Consider the following 15,534-nt stretch of genomic DNA (forward strand, 5'->3'; position numbering starts at 1 on the left):
AGCGGCGTTGTCTCCGAGCGGCACGGCGAACCTGTACCGAGAGGCGAGGGAGAGATGAGGAGAGTGTTGTGCTGACCCATTTCATCGGTGGCCAGCCGGTGGCCTCGGGAAAGGTCTTCCCGGTGCACGACCCGGCGACGGGCGCGATGGTCAGGCAGGCGCACGAGGCCGATCCCGAGGTGGTCGACCGCGCGGTGCGCGCGGCCAGGGAGGCGGCCCGCGACTGGGCGGCGCTGCCCGTCGGCGAGCGCGCCGGGTGGATGCGGCGCCTGGCCGAGGGCATCGAGGCCCGCTTCGACGACCTGGTGGCGGCCGAGATCGCCGACACGGGCAAGCCGCTCGACCAGACGCGTACGCTCGACATCCCCCGTGGCATCGCGAACTTCCGCGCCTTCGCCGAGATCGCCGCCCAGCGCCCCGACGACGCCTTCCACCTGTCGGGGACGCTCAGCTACACCGTACGCAGGCCGCTCGGCGTGGTCGCGGTGATCGTCCCGTGGAACCTGCCGTTCCTGCTGATGACCTGGAAGCTCGCGCCCGCCCTCGTCTCCGGGAACACCGTCGTCGTCAAGCCGTCGGAGCACACGCCCGGCTCGGCCTCCGTGTTCGCCGAGATCTGCGCCGAGGCGGGCCTCCCGCCCGGCGTGGTCAACATCATCCTCGGGTACGGCGCCTCCGGCCAGCTCCTGGTGGAGCACCCCGGGGTCGACGCCGTGACGTTCACCGGGTCCACGAAGACCGGCACGACGATCATGCGGACGGTGGCCGACCGGGTCAAGCCGATCTCGTTCGAGCTGGGCGGCAAGAACGCGGGCCTGGTCTTCGACGACTGCGACGTCGACCGGGCCGTGGAGGGCACGGTGAAGTCGGTCTTCACCAACGGCGGCCAGGTGTGCCTGTGCACCGAGCGGATGTACGTCCAGCGCTCGATCTTCGAGGACTTCTGCGCCCGCCTGGCCGTGCGCGCCCAGGAGATCCAGCTCCAGCCCATGATCTCCGCCGAACACCGCGAGAAGGTGCTCTCCTACTACGCCTTGGCCCGCTCGGAGGGAGCCAAGGTGCTCACGGGCGGCAGCGTCCCGGTGTTCGGCGATCACCGCGATTCCGGATATTTCGTGGAACCGACAGTAGTGACAGGCTTGTCGGAGTGGTCAAGGTTCAACAGGGAGGAGATCTTCGGTCCCGTGTGCCACGTCGCCCCGTTCGACAGCGAGGCCGAGGCGATCGACCTGGCCAACGGCAGCCAGTACGGCCTGGCCGCCACGCTGTGGACGACCAACCTCGACCGCGCCCACCGGGTGGCCCAGCGCCTGGAGGCCGGGCTCGTCTGGGTCAACACCTGGTATCTGCGCGACCTGCGTACTCCGTTCGGCGGTGTGAAACTGTCGGGAATCGGTCGCGAGGGCGGCACGCGGTCGCTCGACTTCTACTCAGAACCCACCACGATCACCATCAAACTGGAGCAACCCGATGCATGACGAGTGGTCCCAAGCAGTGGACGCCCGCGCCCAGGCCGCGGACCGGCTGGCCGAGGCGGCTCGTACGGGGCGGCCATGCGCACCGATCAGGGACCTGGTCAGCACGGCGGCCGACGGGTACGCCGTACAGGAGATCCACACGAGGCGGGCGCTCGGCGCGGGCCGGCGGCCGGTCGGCAGGAAGATCGGCCTCACGAACCCGCTGATACAGCAGCAACTGGGCATCGACCAGCCCGACTTCGGCATGCTCTTCGCGGACATGTCCTACAGCGACGGGCTGCCGATCCCGCTCGACCGGTTCCTGCAGCCGAAGGTCGAGGCCGAGATCGCGCTCGTGTTCGGCGCGGACCTGCTGGGCGGGCCCTTCACGGTGGCCGACGTGATCAGGGCGGTCGACTTCGTCCTGCCGGCCGTCGAGATCGCCGACTCGCGGATCCTCGACTGGGACATCACGCTGGCCGACACGATCGCCGACAACGCCTCGGCCGGGGCGTTCGTGCTGGGCGGCACACCGGTGTCGCTGCGCGGGCTCGACCTGCGGGCCGCCGGGATGACGATGACGCGCGGCGGGCAGGGCGGGCAGGGCGGGCAGGAGGTCTCGACCGGCTCGGGAGAGGCGTGCCTGGGCCACCCGCTCAACGCCGCCGTCTGGCTCGCCACCCGGCTCGGGCATTCCGAGCACGCGCTGCGGGCCGGTGACGTGGTGCTGACGGGCGCGCTCGGGCCGGTGGCGCCCGTCGAGCCCGGCGACGTCTTCGAGGCGCGGATCGAGGGTCTGGGCTCCGTACGGGCGGTGTTCGGCAAGTGAGACCCAGGGGCATCCGGGTGCCGGGCAAGGCCACCCCGCGAGGGCGGTTCCCACACGTCAAGCGGGCCGGCGACTTCCTGTACGTCTCGGGTACGAGTTGCCGCAGGCCCGACGACACGTTCGTGGGCGTCGAGGTCGACAAGTACGGCGCCACGAACCTGGACATCCGCGCCCAGACCAGGGCGGTCATCGAGAACATCGGCGACATCCTCAAGGCCGCGGGCGGCTCGCTGGCCGACCTCGTCCAGATCACCACGTATCTCGTGAACATGAATGACTTCAGGGGCTATAACGAGGTCTACGCGGAGTTCTTCGACGAGGAGGGGCCCACCAGGACCACGGTCGCGGTGCACCAGCTCCCGCATCCCCACCTCCTCATCGAGATGCAAGCCGTCGCCTACCACCCACAGGAGCGATCATGATTCCCCCCATTGACTTCACCAAGTGGATCGACGAGCACGCCCACCTGCTCAAGCCGCCCGTGGGCAACAAGGTGGTCTTCGAGGGGGCGAACGACTTCATCGTCATGGTGGTCGGCGGGCCCAACTCCAGGACCGACTTCCACGTGGACCCGTACGAGGAGCTGTTCTACCAGGTACGCGGCAACATGCACGTCAATGTCGTCACCGAGGACGGCCCCGGGACCGTGCACATCCGCGAGGGCCAGATGTGGCTGCTGCCGCCGCGCGTGCCGCACTCGCCGCAGCGGCCGGAGGCCGGGTCGGTGGGCCTGGTGGTCGAGCGCATCCGGCCCGAGGGCGAGCTGGAGAGGTTCCAGTGGTACTGCGCGGAGTGCGGCGGCCTCGTGCACGAGGTCGAGCTCCAGGTCCGCGACATCGTCAAGGACCTGCCGCCGGTCTTCGAGGCGTTCTACGCCGACGAGAGCGCCCGCACCTGCGGCCGATGCGGCGCGCTGCACCCTGGCAAGGGCTGATGGTCATCGACGTCCACACGCACTACGTGCCCAAGGGCTGGCCCGAGCTGGGCTGGCCCGGGGCGCCCAGGCTGAGGGTCGAGTCGGAGCGCGAGGCGATGATCCTCGTCAACGACCGGGACTTCCGCCGTGTCCAGGATGACTGCTGGGACCCGGAGGTCCGGCTCGCGCGGATGGCCGCCGACGGCGTGGACCGGCAGGTGGTCTCGCCCACGCCGGTCTTCTTCGGCTACGACCGGCCGGCCGCGCAGGGCTTACGGATCGCGCGGGTCTTCAACGACCTGGCGCTGGAGCTGTGCCGCGACGAGCGGCTGATCCCGTTCTGCCAGGTGCCGCTGCAGGACCCCGGCCTGGCCTGCGCCGAGCTGGACCGCTGCCTGGACGGTGGGCACCGGGGCGTGGAGATCGGCAACCACGTCGGCGACCGCGACCTCGACGACCCCGGTGTCGTGGAGTTCCTCCAGCACTGCGCGGAAAGGAACGTTCCCGTCTTCGTGCACCCTTGGGACCTGCCCGCGGGCCCGCGCGTCGAGCGGTGGATGGCGCAGTGGCTGGTCGGGATGCCGGCCGAGACGCACCTGTCGATCCTGGCCATGATCCTCGGCGGCGTGTTCGACCGCGTGCCGGACACCCTGCGGATCTGCTTCGCGCACGGCGGCGGCTCGTTCGCCTTCTGGCTCGGCCGATTAGAGAACGCCTGGCACCGCAGGCACGACCTGGTCGGCGTCTCCGAACGGCCGCCGTCCCACTACCTCGGCAGGTTCAGCGTCGACTCTGCCGTCTTCGACGAGCGCGCGCTGCGGCTGCTCGTCGACACTCTCGGGGAGGACCACGTGATGCTCGGCAGCGACTTTCCCTATCCGCTGGGTGAGTCACCCTCGGGTGATCTGATCCGGCACGCCGGTTTCCTGTCCGGTACGGCTCGCGCCAAGCTGCTCGCGGGCAACGCCGAGGCGTTCCTGGGCTGAGAAGGGAGCCTCCCCATGCGCCTGCGCGTGCTTGGGGCGCCCGTGGTCGGGCTGGCGGTGCTGATGGCCGCGGGATGCGGTGGGTCGGTGCCGCCGTCCGGCCAGGACGGGCTGCCGGTCAGGATCGGCGCGATCATCTCGCAGACCGGCGTGTACGCCGTGCTCGGCGACGACATGGAGACCGCCATGCGCCTCTACCTCGGTGACCACGGCGGGCGGCTGGGCGGCCGGCCGGCCGAGCTGGTCGTGGCCGACGACGCGGGCAACCCCGAGCAGGGGCGCGAGGCGGCTCGCAGGCTCGTCGACGAAGAGGGCGTGAGCGTGCTCACCGGGCTGATCGCCTCGCCCGTCGCGGTGGCGGTGGCGGAGGAGGCGGACCGGCCGCCGCCGGGCATCGTCGGGGCGGGCCCGACGCCCGTCGTGGTCGCGGGCGCCGGCGCCGGCGAGCTGGGCGGCCAGAACGTCTTCCGGGTCTCCTACACCGACCACGAGCAGGGCCAGGCCGCCGGCCGCTACGCCGCGGAACGGTACGGCCCTGCGGGCGTGGTGCTCATGGCCCCCGACCAGGCGGCCGGCATCGAGACCCTCAGGGGCTTCGCCGAGGGCTACGGGGCCGAGCCGCTCAAGCGCATCCTCACGCCGCCCGGCACGATCACGGACCTGGAGCCGTACTTCGCGCAGATCCCGCCGCAGGCCCGGCTCCTGTACGCCTTCTACGCGGGCGGGGAGGCGGTCGCGTTCGCCAGGGCGTACAAGCAGCTCGGCTACGACGCCAGGATCGAGCTGCTGGGCTGCATGAGCCTCACGGACGAGGACGTGCTGCGGGCCGTCGGGCCCGACGCCGAGGGCATCACGAGCGTCGGCATGTACTCGCCCGCGCTGGACAACCCGGACAACGCCGCCTTCGTCGCCCGGTGGCGGGCCAAGACCGGCGCGAACCCGTCCGCGGTCGCGCTGCAGGGCTGGGACGCCCTGCGCCTCATCGACGCGGCGCTGTCCAGGGGCGGCGACCTGACGCGTCGGCTGGGCGAGGTGGGCGAGCTGGCGGGGCCGCGTGGCACGTTCCGGCTGGACGCCGAGCACAATCCGGTGCAGAACTGGTATGCCCGCCACTACCAGAATGGCGTAAACCGGATAATAGCCACCATCCCTCCACGACGGGAGTGACCTTTGGACCGCGACCAGTGCCTCGCCCTCGACGCCGAGGATCCCCTGCGTGCCTTCAGGGACGAGTTCGTGCTGCCCGACGGGGTGATCTACCTCGTCGGTAACTCACTCGGCGCGTTACCGCGCCGTACCGCGGAGCGGGTGCGGCGGACGGTCGAGGACGAGTGGGGCAGGCACCTCGTCGGCGGCTGGAACCACTCCGGCTGGTACGACCAGCCGCTCACCACCGGCGACCGGCTGGCCCCGCTGATCGGCGCCGGCCCCGGCCAGGTCGTGGTGGGCAACACGACCTCGATCGCGGTCTTCCAGGCAGTGGCGGCGGCGCTCAAGCTGCGGCCCGAGCGCCGGGTGATCGTCTCCGACGCGCGCAACTTCCCCACCGACCACTACATGGTGCAGGGGCTGGCCGGGCTGCTCGGCGGCCCTGAGCGCGGCTACGAGGTGCGCGACCTGGCCGAGGGACGCTTCGACGACGCGGCCGTGGTGTTGCTGTCTGAGGTCGACTACCGCACCGGGGCCCGCCAGGACGTGCCCGCGGTCACCGCCGCGGCGCACGCGGCCGGCGCGCTCATCGTGTGGGACCTGTGCCACAGCGTGGGCGCCATGGAGGTGGACGTCTCGGCGGCGGACTTCGCCGTCGGATGCACCTACAAGTACCTGAACGCCGGGCCCGGCGCGCCCGCCTTCCTCTACGTCAACCCGCGCCACCAGGCCGCCGCCGAGAACGTCCTGTCCGGCTGGCACGGCCACGCCGAGCCGTTCGCGTTCGAGCCAGGGTTCCGTCCGGCCGAGGGCGTCAGGCGGTTCGCGGTCAGCACGCCGCACGTGCTGTCGTTCGCGGCGCTGGAGGCGGCGCTGGACATCTGGGAACGGGTGCCGATGCCGCTGGTACGGGCCAAGAGCATGGCCCTGACCGCGCTCTTCGTCGACCTCGTGGGCGACAGGCTGGAGCTGGCCTCGCCCGCGGACCCGGCCGCCAGGGGCAGCCAGGTCAGCCTGCGCCACCCCGACGGCTATCCGGTGATGCGGGCGCTGATCGACCACGGCGTGCACGGGGACTTCCGGGCGCCCGACATCCTGCGCTTCGGCTTCGCGCCGCTCTACATCCGCTACGCCGACGTGCACGACGCCGCCACCACGCTGCTGGAGGTGCTGGACAAGGAGCTGTGGAAGGACGGGCAGTACGCCACCCGCCTGGCCGTCACCTGAGGCCGTCACGCTGAGCCCGTCACGCTGAGGTCGTCGCTTGGGGCCGTCACGCTGAGGTCGTCACCTGAGCCCGTCACGCTGAGGTCGTCGCTTGGGGCCGTCACGCTGAGGTCGTCGCTTGGGGCCGTCACGCTGAGGTCGTCGCCGAGACGGCCCGGGTGGCTTCCTTCTCAGCCGCGGGCGGTGCGGAACTCCTGGAGCCGGTGCTCGATCCGGTCCCTGATCCGGTCGCGGGCCTCCATCCTCGGGACCCCCGCCATCAGCAGGCGGTCGTAGTCGGTGTCGAGGTGCCGGATCGAGGCGATCACGGCGAGCGTGATGGCGTTCTCGTCGAGCGCCCTGGCCGCCGCCGACCGGCCCACCCGGCCGCTGCCGCGCTGGCCCGCGTGCTCGGCGATCTCCCGGACGCGCGGCTCGGGGCAGCCGGGGAACAGCCTGGCGATCTCGGCCGCCATCCTGGCCTGGAACTCGACGTCCTGCTCGGCCCTGCGGACGCTGTCGCGTTCGCGGCGGCGTAGCCGTACCTCCTCGTCGGCCAGGCAGCGCTCCTCGGCCGCGGCCAGCGCGGCCTCCTCCACCAGCAGGCCCTGGCGCTGGTAGACCTTGCGCCGCCGGTTGAACCGCACCACCACCGCGGACAGGCCGCTCTCCTGCTTGGCGCGGCGGCTGAGCGCCGCGTTCCCCGACGGCAGGAACACCAGGTGGTCCAGGTCCGCGCAGGTCAGGCAGTGCGGCTGGTCGTCCTCCATGATCAGGTAAGGGCCGGTGTCGCCGCACGACGCGCACGTCCAGGCGTCCAGCGGGGCCACCGCCACCAGGTCGGGCGCCTTGCTCTGCGCCTCGGTGAGCCGCCGTACCCTGGCCTCGCTCAGGTCGGGGGAGAGCCAGTGGATCCGGAACGGCTCCTGCGCGTGCCCGGCCGTGAAGCGCAGCTCGCGGCGGTCGCGGGTGCCGGCCACGTAGGGGGTGTCCACCGGGTTGAGCCCCTTGGCCCGCGCCCAGTCGCGCAGCAGTCCGGCGGTGGTGAGCAGGCGGTCCTCGTCGACCGCCGCCAGCTCGGCCAGCGTCGTCGCCCTGCCCTGCCGCCAGAGGTCCACGTGCCTGGAGTGCAGCCAGCGCAGGCCGGTCACCACGTCGATGAACGTCACGTATTTGCGGGTGGTCAGCGCGACCTCGGCCACCTCCGCGACCCTGCGGGCCAGACCGGGTTTGCTCACAGGACCACCCCCGCCGTCGTCGTGAAGATCCTGCCGGGCCGGACGGTTCGCTTGCTTCGCTGCCTCACGTTCCAAGTTTGTCGTGAGATGGCGGGGGCCGAGGCTTTCCTTTTGTCACTTGCGGCAAGGACTCCTTCGGATTCGGACCTGGAGGAAACGTGCGTCTGTTCTGGCCCGCCCTCCTCATGCTCGCCGCCTCGTGCGGCCTGGCGGAGGAGGGTACGACGCGGCCCGTCGTCACGGGGAGGTTCGGCAGCAAGCCGATCGTCTCCATCCCCAAGGGCCAACCAGGGCGTACGCCGCAGATCACGGTGTTGTCGGTGGGCCACGGGCGGCGTACGGTGCCCGGCGACGTGGTCCTCGCCGACGTCGACATCCGGCGCTGGTCGGGCAACCGGCCGTACATGAGCACCCACGACGGTCACCAGCCCACCACCGTGGTCTTCGACGGCAGGCAGGTGTCGGAGACCTGGCGGCAGTCGCTCATCGGGCGGCCCGCGGGCAGCCGGGTCATGCTGGTCGGGCAGGCCGCCGAGGCACTCGGGCCGAACGCGCTGCCGGCCGGGGTCTCGCCCGCGGACACCATGGTGGTCGTGTTCGACATCCTGGGCGGCTATCCGCCCGACGCCCGGCTGGTCGGGCGTACGCTGCCGGCGATCCCGGCCGACCTCGCGCCCGCCACGCCGCCGCGCACCCTGATCGACGGGTCGGGGCCGGTGGTCGTGGCCGGATCGAAGGTGGTCATCCAGTACGTGGCCGCGTCCTGGCCGTCGAGGACCGTCGTGGACTCCTCGTACCGCAGGGGCGGGCCCAGCGCGTTCACGCTGGAGGAGGGGGCCGTGCCGGCGGCGTGGCTCGCCGCGCTGACCGGGCGGCGGGTCGGGAGCCGGGTGGCGGTGCCGTCGTCCCCCGGGGAGCGGCCGATGCTCTACCTCATCGACATCCTCGACACGATCACGCGCACGTAGGCCGGGCGGCCCTGTCGCCGCCCGGCCTCGTTCGTTCTCTCAGGGAGCGTCAGCCGCAGTGCTCGAGCGGGCTGTCGTAGACGGCTGCGCCGGCCTTGCCGCCCCACTTGACGCACGTGCCTGACGCCTGGGCGACGACCGGGCCCGCGTAGTAGCCGAAGTTGCCCGAGTCCGTCTTTCTCGCGGTGCCCTGCACCTCCAGATAGGCGCTGGTCGCGGTGGCGGTGCCGAGGGACTTCGACTTCAGCGTCGTGACGCAGTTGTTGCCGTTGGCACTGTTGAAGAGCAGGTAGACGGTGCCCTCACTGCCGAGCGCCGCCGAGTCGATCACGCTGTAGCCCGACCCGCAGACCTCCTGCGGCGTGTACGGGTTGGTGGAGCCGCCGCAGTTCCGCGAGGTCAGCGTCTGCTCCGGGTAGCCGAAGGTGACGCCGTTGAAGACGGCCTTCTGGACGTTGGACGGATAGCTGGTGCCCAGCCGTACCTCGTAGTGGAGGTGAGGCGAGATGTTGTTGCCCGGCTTGCTGGTCTTGCCGACCGTGCCGATCTGCTGGCCCTGGGAGACCGACTGCCCGGCGCTGACCGAGCGGGTGTTCAGATGGGCGTAGTACGTGGTCCAGCCGCCCCCGTGGTCGATCTTGACGAGGTTGCCGTAGCCGTTCACCGAGCCCTGGTGCGCGGAGATGGCCACCGTGCCCGAGGCGGCGGCCACCACGGGGTCGCCGAGGTCGGCGTCCGCGGTGCTGCCCCGGTTGAAGTCGATCTCCCACGACTGGTGCGCGCTGCTGGCGCTGGAGTTTCCCGTCCACGACTGGCCGCAGGGGAAGGGGAGCTGGAAGTTCGTCGCGAGTATCTGTGCCTGTGGCGACTCCGGTTCCGGGTCGGCCGCTGCGGCTGGGGTCATGCCGAGGCCGAATAACAATGCGAGGCCCGCGACCATTGCTCCGCTGCGCTTCATCGGGTGATCCTTTCCCGTGGGATCTCTGAGACCAGGGTCCGTGTGAGCCGCACAAGAATCGTCCAGAACCGATACAAAGAGCTGTCAGGCCTCTGTAGAGGAGCTGATGCGGATGACGGTCACCTTCCACGTGCTCGGGCCGTTCGAGGTCCGCCGACATGGGCGTCCCGTCCGGATCTCCGGCAGGAAGCCGCGCCTGCTGCTGGCCACGCTGCTGCTCGACGCCGGGCGCGTGGTGGGCGCCGACCGGCTGGCCGAGGTGCTCTGGCCGCACCGCCCGCCCCGCTCTGCGCAGGCCAACCTGCGCACCTACGTCAGCTCGCTCCGCTCCGACCTGGGCGCCGAGCGGCTGCGGTCCGACCCCGCGGGCTACGCGGTCGACGTGACCGTCCAGGAGCTCGACCTGCTGGCGTTCGAGGAGCTGGTCGACCGGGGACAGTACGCCGAGGCCCTGGCCCTGTGGCGCGGCGCCCCCCTGTGCGACCTGCCCGGCAGCCCCGTCTGGGACCGCCGTCTCGAACCCCTCCACGAGGTACGCCTGCGTGCCGCCGAGGCGCTGATCGAGCGGCGGATCTCGGTCGGCGACCACGACGGCGCCGCCGGCGAGCTGCGCGGGCTGCTGGCCGAACACCCGTACCGGGAGGACCTGTGGGCCCGCCTGGTGCTGACCCTGCACCGGGGCGGCAGGAAGGCCGAGGCCCTGCGCGCCTACGCCGCCGTCCGCTGCCGGCTCGTGGACGAGCTGGGCGTCGAGCCGGGGGCCGAGCTGCGCGGCGCGTACGAGCTGATCCTCGCCGACGAGACGTTGGCCGTCGTGCCCCGCCAGCTCCCGCCCGACCTGCCCGACTTCACCGGCCGGGCCGAGGCCGTGGCGGATCTCGGGAGGCCGTTCGCCGTGGCGGTGATCTCGGGGCCGCCGGGGGCGGGCAAGTCGGCGCTGGCCGTGCACGTGGCGCACGGGCTGCGCGCCGCGTACCCGGCCGGGCAGCTCTACCTGGAGCTCGGCGACCGGGAGCCGGGCGACGTGCTGGCCGAGGCGCTGCGGGCGCTGGGCGTGGCGGTCGCCCCGCCGACGGTGGCCGAGCGCTCGGCGCTGCTGCGCTCGCTGCTGGCCGAGCGGCCCATGCTGGTGCTGCTCGACGACGCCCGCGACCACGCGCAGGTGCGCCCGCTGCTGCCCGGCGACGGCAGCGCCGTGCTCGTCACCAGCCGCCGCCGCATCACGGAGCTGCCCGGCGCGGTACGCGTCCAGCTCGGCGGGCTCGCCACGGAGGAGGCGTTGTCGCTGCTCGGCCGCATCGCGGGCGGCGACCGGGTGGCGCGCGAGCGGGACGCGGCGCTGGCGATCGTGGCCGCGTGCGACGGGCTGCCGCTGGCCGTCAGAAACGCGGGCACCCGTCTGGCCGCGCGGCCCGGGTGGTCGCTGTCGGTGCTGCGGCAACGGCTGGCGGACGACTGGCTGGGCGAGCTGCGGGACGTACGGGTCTGCCTGGACCAGGGGTACGCGGGCCTGCCGCCCGACGCCGCCCGCGCCCTGGGCGCGCTGGGGCTGCTCGGGCCGCCCGCCCAGCCGGGATGGGTGATCGACGCGGCGCTCGGCCGGCCCGGCACCGACGAGGTCACGGATCTGCTCGTGGAGCTCAACCTGCTGGAGTCGGTCGGCACCGACCGGGTCGGGCAGCCACGCTACCGGGTGCCCGGCCTGATCGCCGGGCACGCCGTGGACCGCCTCGTGGGCGCCCCCGACGGACCGGCCGCCGTCGGACGCGTGCTGGCCGCGTGGACCGCGACCACCGAGCACGTCCTGGCCCGGTTACCCACCACCGTGTTCAGCCTCACCGCCACCGGGGCGCCGCGTCGGGCACTGCCCGGCCACACGCTCGAACGGCTGACCTCCGACCCGGCCGGCTGGTTCGAGGCCGAGCACGAGGCGCTGGCCGGCGCCGTGGAGGTGGCGGCGGGGCTCGGGCTGGCCGAGTCCGCGTGGGGGCTGGCCGCCGCGATGGTGCCCTACCTCGACCTGCACTGCCATCTCGGCACGTGGCGGCGTACGCACACGGCCGCCCTGGCCGCCGCCCGCGCCGCCGGCGACCGGTACGGCGAGGCCGCCATGCTCAGGGGCCTGGCCCAGGTGGCCCTCTACCAGGACCGGTACGAGGAGTCCGCCGAGGGCTTCACCCAATCCCGCCGGATCTTCCACGAGCTGGGCGACAGGCGGGCCAAGGCCATCTCGATCTGCGGCCTGGGGGCGGTCAGCCAGTTCCGCGGCCGTCACGCGCGCTCGCTCGGCCACTTCAAGCAGGCCCTGGCGATCTTCCTGGCCACCGGAGACAGGCCAGGAGAGGCCTATGCCCGCCAGGCCATCGGCCGGGTGTGCCTGAAGTCGGGCGACCTGGCGCAGGCGTCGGAGTCGCTCGGCCAGGCCATGCGGCTGGCCCAGGAGCTGGGGGACGCGCACCGGGAGGGCTGCGTGTGCGTCCAGATGGGCCACCTGCACCAGGCGATGTCGTTCCACCGGCACGCCCTGGAGATCTTCGAGTCGCTGGGTGACCGGCACTGCGGGGCGTACGCGCTGCAGAGCCTGGCCGGGTTACAGGCCGCCCGCGGCGACCTGGTCCGGGCGTCGAGCGGGCTCGAACGGTCGCTGGAGATCTTCCAGGAACTGGGCGACCGCAGTGGGGAGGCGTCATCCATCCAGCTCCTGGGCGAGCTGCACCGCTCGGCCGGGCGTACCGGGCTGGCCCTCGACTACCTCAGGCACGCCAGCGCACTGCGCTCAAGCCTCTAGGCCAGATCGGAGCGGATCATGCTGCGCACGCCGTCGCGCCACTCGCCGGCCCGGAACCCGCAGCCCCGCAGCACCCGCGGTTGGCGATCTGCCTGGTCCACGACACGAAGCCGAGCGGGTCGCCGCCGTCCGCGATGATCAGGATGCCGCCGTCGTCGCCCAGCATGCCGTTGTCGTCCCAGCGCTCGCGCATCCGGTGGGGGTTCTGGAACCCGTACCACTGGAACTCGCCCGTGCTGCCGGGGTCGCTGGTGAGCCGGTGGAGAAAGGGCAGATCGTCTGCTTCGACGGGGCGCAGGGCGGTCATGAACGGGACACTATGCGGCGTACGAGCCGCTTGAGCCTCGACTCCTGGAGCGGTACGTCCTTGAGCGCCTCAAGGGCCTGCTCTGCCGTGGGGCGCTTGGCCGGGGAGTGGTCGAGCATGCGGCGGACGACCTCGGGCACGTCGGGGCCCTGGGCGTCGCCGCTGGTCGGGAGCTGGCCGGTGAGGAGCTGGTAGGCGATGGCGCCGGCGGCGTACACGTCGGAGGCGGTCGTCATGCGGTCGGCGCGCTCCTGGCACTCGGGCGCGACGTAGTGGGCGTCGAGCACGTTGCCCAGCTCGTGGGCCACGGTGTAGTCGCGTGGCCCCGGCTTGGCGTAGTCGAACCCGGTCAGCACCGCGTGCCCGTCGTCGGTGACCAGCACGGAGGCCGGGGTGAGCGCGCGGTGGATCACGCCGTGGGTGTGGGCGTGGGCCAGCCCGCGCAGCAGGTCCTGGATCACGCCCAGCGGGGCGCCCTTGCCCATCGCCAGGTGCAGCGCCTCGCCGTGCACGTCGTCGAGCACCAGCACGAACCGGCTCTCGTCGTCGATGGCGAAGAAGTCGCGCGAGCGCACCACGCACGGGTGCGGCGGGATGCGGGCCAGCGTCTGGTACGCGTTGGCGATGCGGTGCCGCTCGGCCGCCCGCGCGCCGTGGTCGGCCAGCGGGTCGGCCTGGTAGACGCGCAGCAGCACGGTCTCGCTGCCCGGCAGCGTGGCGTTGAACGCGCGGTATTCGGTCACCTTGGAGTCGCCGCCGAGCTGCTCCTCGACCTCCCAGTTGCCGAACCGGGGCGGGGCCGTGCTGCGGCGTACGGTCTGGTTGAGGGCGTCGAGGATCGCGGTCAGGTAGGGCCGCACGTCGGGGCTGCACCCGCGCCTGACCCGCGAGACGTCGCTCAGCGTGGCCAGCAGGCGGGGCAGGTAGGTGACGTTGACGATGTCGCGCCCGACCGGGTCGACCAGCGAGGCGTCGGGCGAGGTGAGCACGACGAGGCTGTCGACGTAGACGCGTTCGAGCTGGGTGGCCCTCGACACCAGCAGGCCCTTGAGCGCCTTGGCGGTGCCCCGCAGCTTGGTCACCGGCGACCCGAACGCCTCCCTGCGCGGCGGGAACCAGCGCGTGCCCGACACCTCGATGCGCCCCCGGGTGCCCTTGACGTCGACGACCACGAGCGAGTGGCCGGTCAGCACGATGAGGTCGACCTCGAAGACGTCGTTGCCGCGTGGGACCTCGACGTTGTGCAGCAGCAGCCAGTCGGCGGGCGCGTGGTCGCGCAGAAAGGCGATCACGCGCCGTTCGGCGTCGTTGATCGGACGTCCTCCGCCGACGATCTCTGCCATGCGACTATCCTCGCACGGTATTGCATTGACAGCATGTTGTCGTAACGACAAAGTGTTGTCATGAGTGAGAGTGCCGAGCTGCTGTCGGGGCTGGTGCTGGGGGCTTTCCGGCTGAACGGGCAGTTCCTGCACGTGGCGGAGGGGCTGGCGCGCCCGGCGGGGGTGACGGCCGCCTGGTGGCAGGTGCTCGGGGCCGTTGTGGGTGAGCCGCTGCCGGTGGCCGGGATCGCGCGGGCCATGGGGATGACGCGTCAGGGGGTGCAGCGGATCGCGGACCTGCTGGTGGAGCGGGGGCTGGCCGAATACCGTCCCAATCCGGCGCATCGGCGGGCCAAGCTGCTGTGGCCCACCGACGCGGGACGGGAGGCGATCACCAAGATCGCCCCCGTCCACCGGGAGTTCGCCGACCGGCTGGTGGGGGAGCTGGGGGCCGAGGGCGCGCGCGACTGCCTGGAGGCGCTCCAACGGCTCTCCACGGCCCTCGACCGGCTGACCGCCCCCCATAGCCGCCCGCAGCAGCCGGAGACCGGCCGTCCATAGCCGCCCGTGGCAGCCGGGGACCGGGCGTGATCGACCGTCTGTTGCCGCGTACGCCCGGGACGGGCCCCGGGCGTGTTTCAGGCCGCGGGCGCGGGCCGGATTCTGCGGCGGGGTTTGAAGACCGACAGCGTCGTCGCCGTCAGCAGCATGACGATCTGCGTGCCCAGCGCCGCCACCTGCCCCCACCGCAGCGCGGGGGCGGCCGGCCCGGCCGACGTCGCGGCGGCCATTCCCTCGGGATCGAACAGGAACATGCCGACGCAGATCACGGCCACCAGGAGTACGAGCTTGCCCGCCGTCCAGTAATAGCGAAACAGCCTCCAATGGCTGCTCAGCCCCAGGGCGATGCCGGTGATCAATGCGGTGAGGCTCAGCGGTATCCCACCGGCGAACACCAGCAGCGGCATCAAGCGATACGCCGCGTGCGCCAGTTCCAGATCGTTTGTCAGGGCCGCCGACGTATTCAGCACGACCAGCCCCCACACCTCGCCGAGCAGCGCGACCGACGCGATGACGTGGATAACCACGATCGACTTCCGGATACGCGGACGCATCCCGCTCACCTCCAAATCAAGGAACTCGGCGGCCATCCTCGCTGCTTTGTTCGGCCCGTACGTCCGCCCTGGGAGGGCCGTCCGGGTACGCCGAGAGGTGTACCGGCGATTCTCAAGTTTCGGGTGATCATTGCCAATACGGCGGTGAACGGCCGCGCGGCAGTTCTCGCGGCCAGTCAAAACAAATCTGCTTCGAAACTTTGCCGGAGCGGTCGATATCCCGGGTGCCGGTTAACTGCGGCAAAACCGAGTGCCAAGAAACCGAGGTGTCTCCTTGACCTCCATTAGGGCTTTC

At 71.8% G+C, this 15,534-nt stretch carries 15 protein-coding genes; 10 read left to right on the forward strand and 5 right to left on the reverse strand.

The genetic code is table 11. The features are described 5' to 3' along the window. Window positions 1–68: 68 nt before the first annotated feature. From ABD844_RS37100 to kynU, 7 genes are read left to right on the forward strand one after another with little or no spacing between them, the layout of a single operon-like run. Window positions 69–1,478 (forward strand): aldehyde dehydrogenase family protein, encoded by a 1,410-nt coding sequence (locus ABD844_RS37100; RefSeq protein WP_344888693.1) that lies wholly within the window; start codon window positions 69–71, stop codon window positions 1,476–1,478. Then, window positions 1,471–2,286, forward strand: coding sequence for a 2-keto-4-pentenoate hydratase (locus tag ABD844_RS37105; protein ID WP_344888696.1), 816 nt, complete (start codon window positions 1,471–1,473; stop codon window positions 2,284–2,286). The genes ABD844_RS37100 and ABD844_RS37105 overlap by 8 nt, the downstream gene beginning before the upstream one ends. After that, a complete protein-coding gene (locus ABD844_RS37110) occupies window positions 2,283–2,708 on the forward strand; it encodes a RidA family protein (protein WP_344888699.1) in 426 nt (141 codons plus the stop codon). The genes ABD844_RS37105 and ABD844_RS37110 overlap by 4 nt, the downstream gene beginning before the upstream one ends. Further along, the gene (locus ABD844_RS37115) at window positions 2,705–3,220 is read left to right on the forward strand and encodes a 3-hydroxyanthranilate 3,4-dioxygenase (RefSeq protein WP_344888703.1); all 516 of its coding nucleotides are present in this window, start codon (window positions 2,705–2,707) and stop codon (window positions 3,218–3,220) included. Before ABD844_RS37110 ends, ABD844_RS37115 begins: the two co-directional genes overlap by 4 nt. Next, window positions 3,220–4,188, forward strand: a complete 969-nt coding sequence (locus ABD844_RS37120) for an amidohydrolase family protein (RefSeq protein ID WP_344888706.1) — start codon at window positions 3,220–3,222, stop codon at window positions 4,186–4,188. Before ABD844_RS37115 ends, ABD844_RS37120 begins: the two co-directional genes overlap by 1 nt. A gap of 15 nt (window positions 4,189–4,203) precedes the next feature. After that, complete coding sequence (locus tag ABD844_RS37125; RefSeq protein ID WP_344888709.1) at window positions 4,204–5,355, forward strand: ABC transporter substrate-binding protein; 1,152 nt, start codon at window positions 4,204–4,206, stop codon at window positions 5,353–5,355. A 3-nt stretch (window positions 5,356–5,358) separates the two neighbouring features. Continuing rightward, entirely contained in the window at window positions 5,359–6,564 is a 1,206-nt protein-coding gene (kynU, locus tag ABD844_RS37130) for a kynureninase (RefSeq protein WP_344888712.1), read from the forward strand. 170 nt (window positions 6,565–6,734) lie between these two features. Here the strand turns inward: kynU and ABD844_RS37135 are convergent, their stop codons facing one another. Continuing rightward, complete coding sequence (locus tag ABD844_RS37135; protein ID WP_344888715.1) at window positions 6,735–7,781, reverse strand: DUF2293 domain-containing protein; 1,047 nt, start codon at window positions 7,779–7,781, stop codon at window positions 6,735–6,737. A 158-nt stretch (window positions 7,782–7,939) separates the two neighbouring features. On the opposite strand from ABD844_RS37135, the gene ABD844_RS37140 reads away from it, so the two are divergent. Continuing rightward, a complete protein-coding gene (locus ABD844_RS37140) occupies window positions 7,940–8,749 on the forward strand; it encodes an FKBP-type peptidyl-prolyl cis-trans isomerase (protein ID WP_344888718.1) in 810 nt (269 codons plus the stop codon). Between the two features lie 49 nt (window positions 8,750–8,798). On the opposite strand, the gene ABD844_RS37145 is transcribed toward ABD844_RS37140, so the two are convergent. Then, window positions 8,799–9,653, reverse strand: a complete 855-nt coding sequence (locus ABD844_RS37145; protein ID WP_344888721.1) for a M23 family metallopeptidase — start codon at window positions 9,651–9,653, stop codon at window positions 8,799–8,801. Window positions 9,654–9,819: 166 nt separating this feature from the next. On the opposite strand from ABD844_RS37145, the gene ABD844_RS37150 reads away from it, so the two are divergent. Beyond that, the gene (locus ABD844_RS37150) at window positions 9,820–12,495 is read left to right on the forward strand and encodes an AfsR/SARP family transcriptional regulator (protein ID WP_344888724.1); all 2,676 of its coding nucleotides are present in this window, start codon (window positions 9,820–9,822) and stop codon (window positions 12,493–12,495) included. Between the two features lie 16 nt (window positions 12,496–12,511). Here ABD844_RS37150 and ABD844_RS37155 read toward each other — a convergent pair whose 3' ends face one another. Both ABD844_RS37155 and mads6 read right to left on the reverse strand, forming a co-directional pair. Then, window positions 12,512–12,802, reverse strand: a complete 291-nt coding sequence (locus tag ABD844_RS37155; protein WP_344888727.1) for a GNAT family N-acetyltransferase — start codon at window positions 12,800–12,802, stop codon at window positions 12,512–12,514. Then, complete coding sequence (gene mads6 / locus ABD844_RS37160) at window positions 12,799–14,145, reverse strand: methylation-associated defense system protein kinase MAD6 (protein ID WP_344888730.1); 1,347 nt, start codon at window positions 14,143–14,145, stop codon at window positions 12,799–12,801. The genes ABD844_RS37155 and mads6 overlap by 4 nt, the downstream gene beginning before the upstream one ends. Window positions 14,146–14,205: 60 nt before the next feature. Here mads6 and ABD844_RS37165 point away from each other — a divergent pair, with 60 nt between their 5' ends. Next, complete coding sequence (locus tag ABD844_RS37165) at window positions 14,206–14,685, forward strand: MarR family winged helix-turn-helix transcriptional regulator (RefSeq protein WP_344888733.1); 480 nt, start codon at window positions 14,206–14,208, stop codon at window positions 14,683–14,685. Window positions 14,686–14,762: 77 nt separating this feature from the next. Here ABD844_RS37165 and ABD844_RS37170 read toward each other — a convergent pair whose 3' ends face one another. Further along, entirely contained in the window at window positions 14,763–15,275 is a 513-nt protein-coding gene (locus ABD844_RS37170; protein ID WP_344888736.1) for a hypothetical protein, read from the reverse strand. Window positions 15,276–15,534 lie beyond the last annotated feature (259 nt).

The organism is Nonomuraea antimicrobica (genome assembly GCF_039536965.1).
GTDB classification, from domain to species: domain Bacteria; phylum Actinomycetota; class Actinomycetes; order Streptosporangiales; family Streptosporangiaceae; genus Nonomuraea; species Nonomuraea antimicrobica.

Excerpts from the sequence above, each read along its gene's own strand:
- ABD844_RS37105 (WP_344888696.1), top strand. The coding sequence starts at position 1,471 with ATGCATGACGAGTGGTCCCAAGCAGTGGACGCCCGCGCCCAGGCCGCG.
- ABD844_RS37115 (WP_344888703.1), top strand. The coding sequence starts at position 2,705 with ATGATTCCCCCCATTGACTTCACCAAGTGGATCGACGAGCACGCCCAC.
- ABD844_RS37120 (WP_344888706.1), top strand. The coding sequence starts at position 3,220 with ATGGTCATCGACGTCCACACGCACTACGTGCCCAAGGGCTGGCCCGAG.
- ABD844_RS37125 (WP_344888709.1), top strand. The coding sequence starts at position 4,204 with ATGCGCCTGCGCGTGCTTGGGGCGCCCGTGGTCGGGCTGGCGGTGCTG.
- ABD844_RS37145 (WP_344888721.1), bottom strand. The coding sequence starts at position 9,653 with ATGACCCCAGCCGCAGCGGCCGACCCGGAACCGGAGTCGCCACAGGCA.
- ABD844_RS37150 (WP_344888724.1), top strand. The coding sequence starts at position 9,820 with ATGACGGTCACCTTCCACGTGCTCGGGCCGTTCGAGGTCCGCCGACAT.
- ABD844_RS37155 (WP_344888727.1), bottom strand. The coding sequence starts at position 12,802 with ATGACCGCCCTGCGCCCCGTCGAAGCAGACGATCTGCCCTTTCTCCAC.
- mads6 (WP_344888730.1), bottom strand. The coding sequence starts at position 14,145 with ATGGCAGAGATCGTCGGCGGAGGACGTCCGATCAACGACGCCGAACGG.
- ABD844_RS37165 (WP_344888733.1), top strand. The coding sequence starts at position 14,206 with ATGAGTGAGAGTGCCGAGCTGCTGTCGGGGCTGGTGCTGGGGGCTTTC.
- ABD844_RS37170 (WP_344888736.1), bottom strand. The coding sequence starts at position 15,275 with ATGGCCGCCGAGTTCCTTGATTTGGAGGTGAGCGGGATGCGTCCGCGT.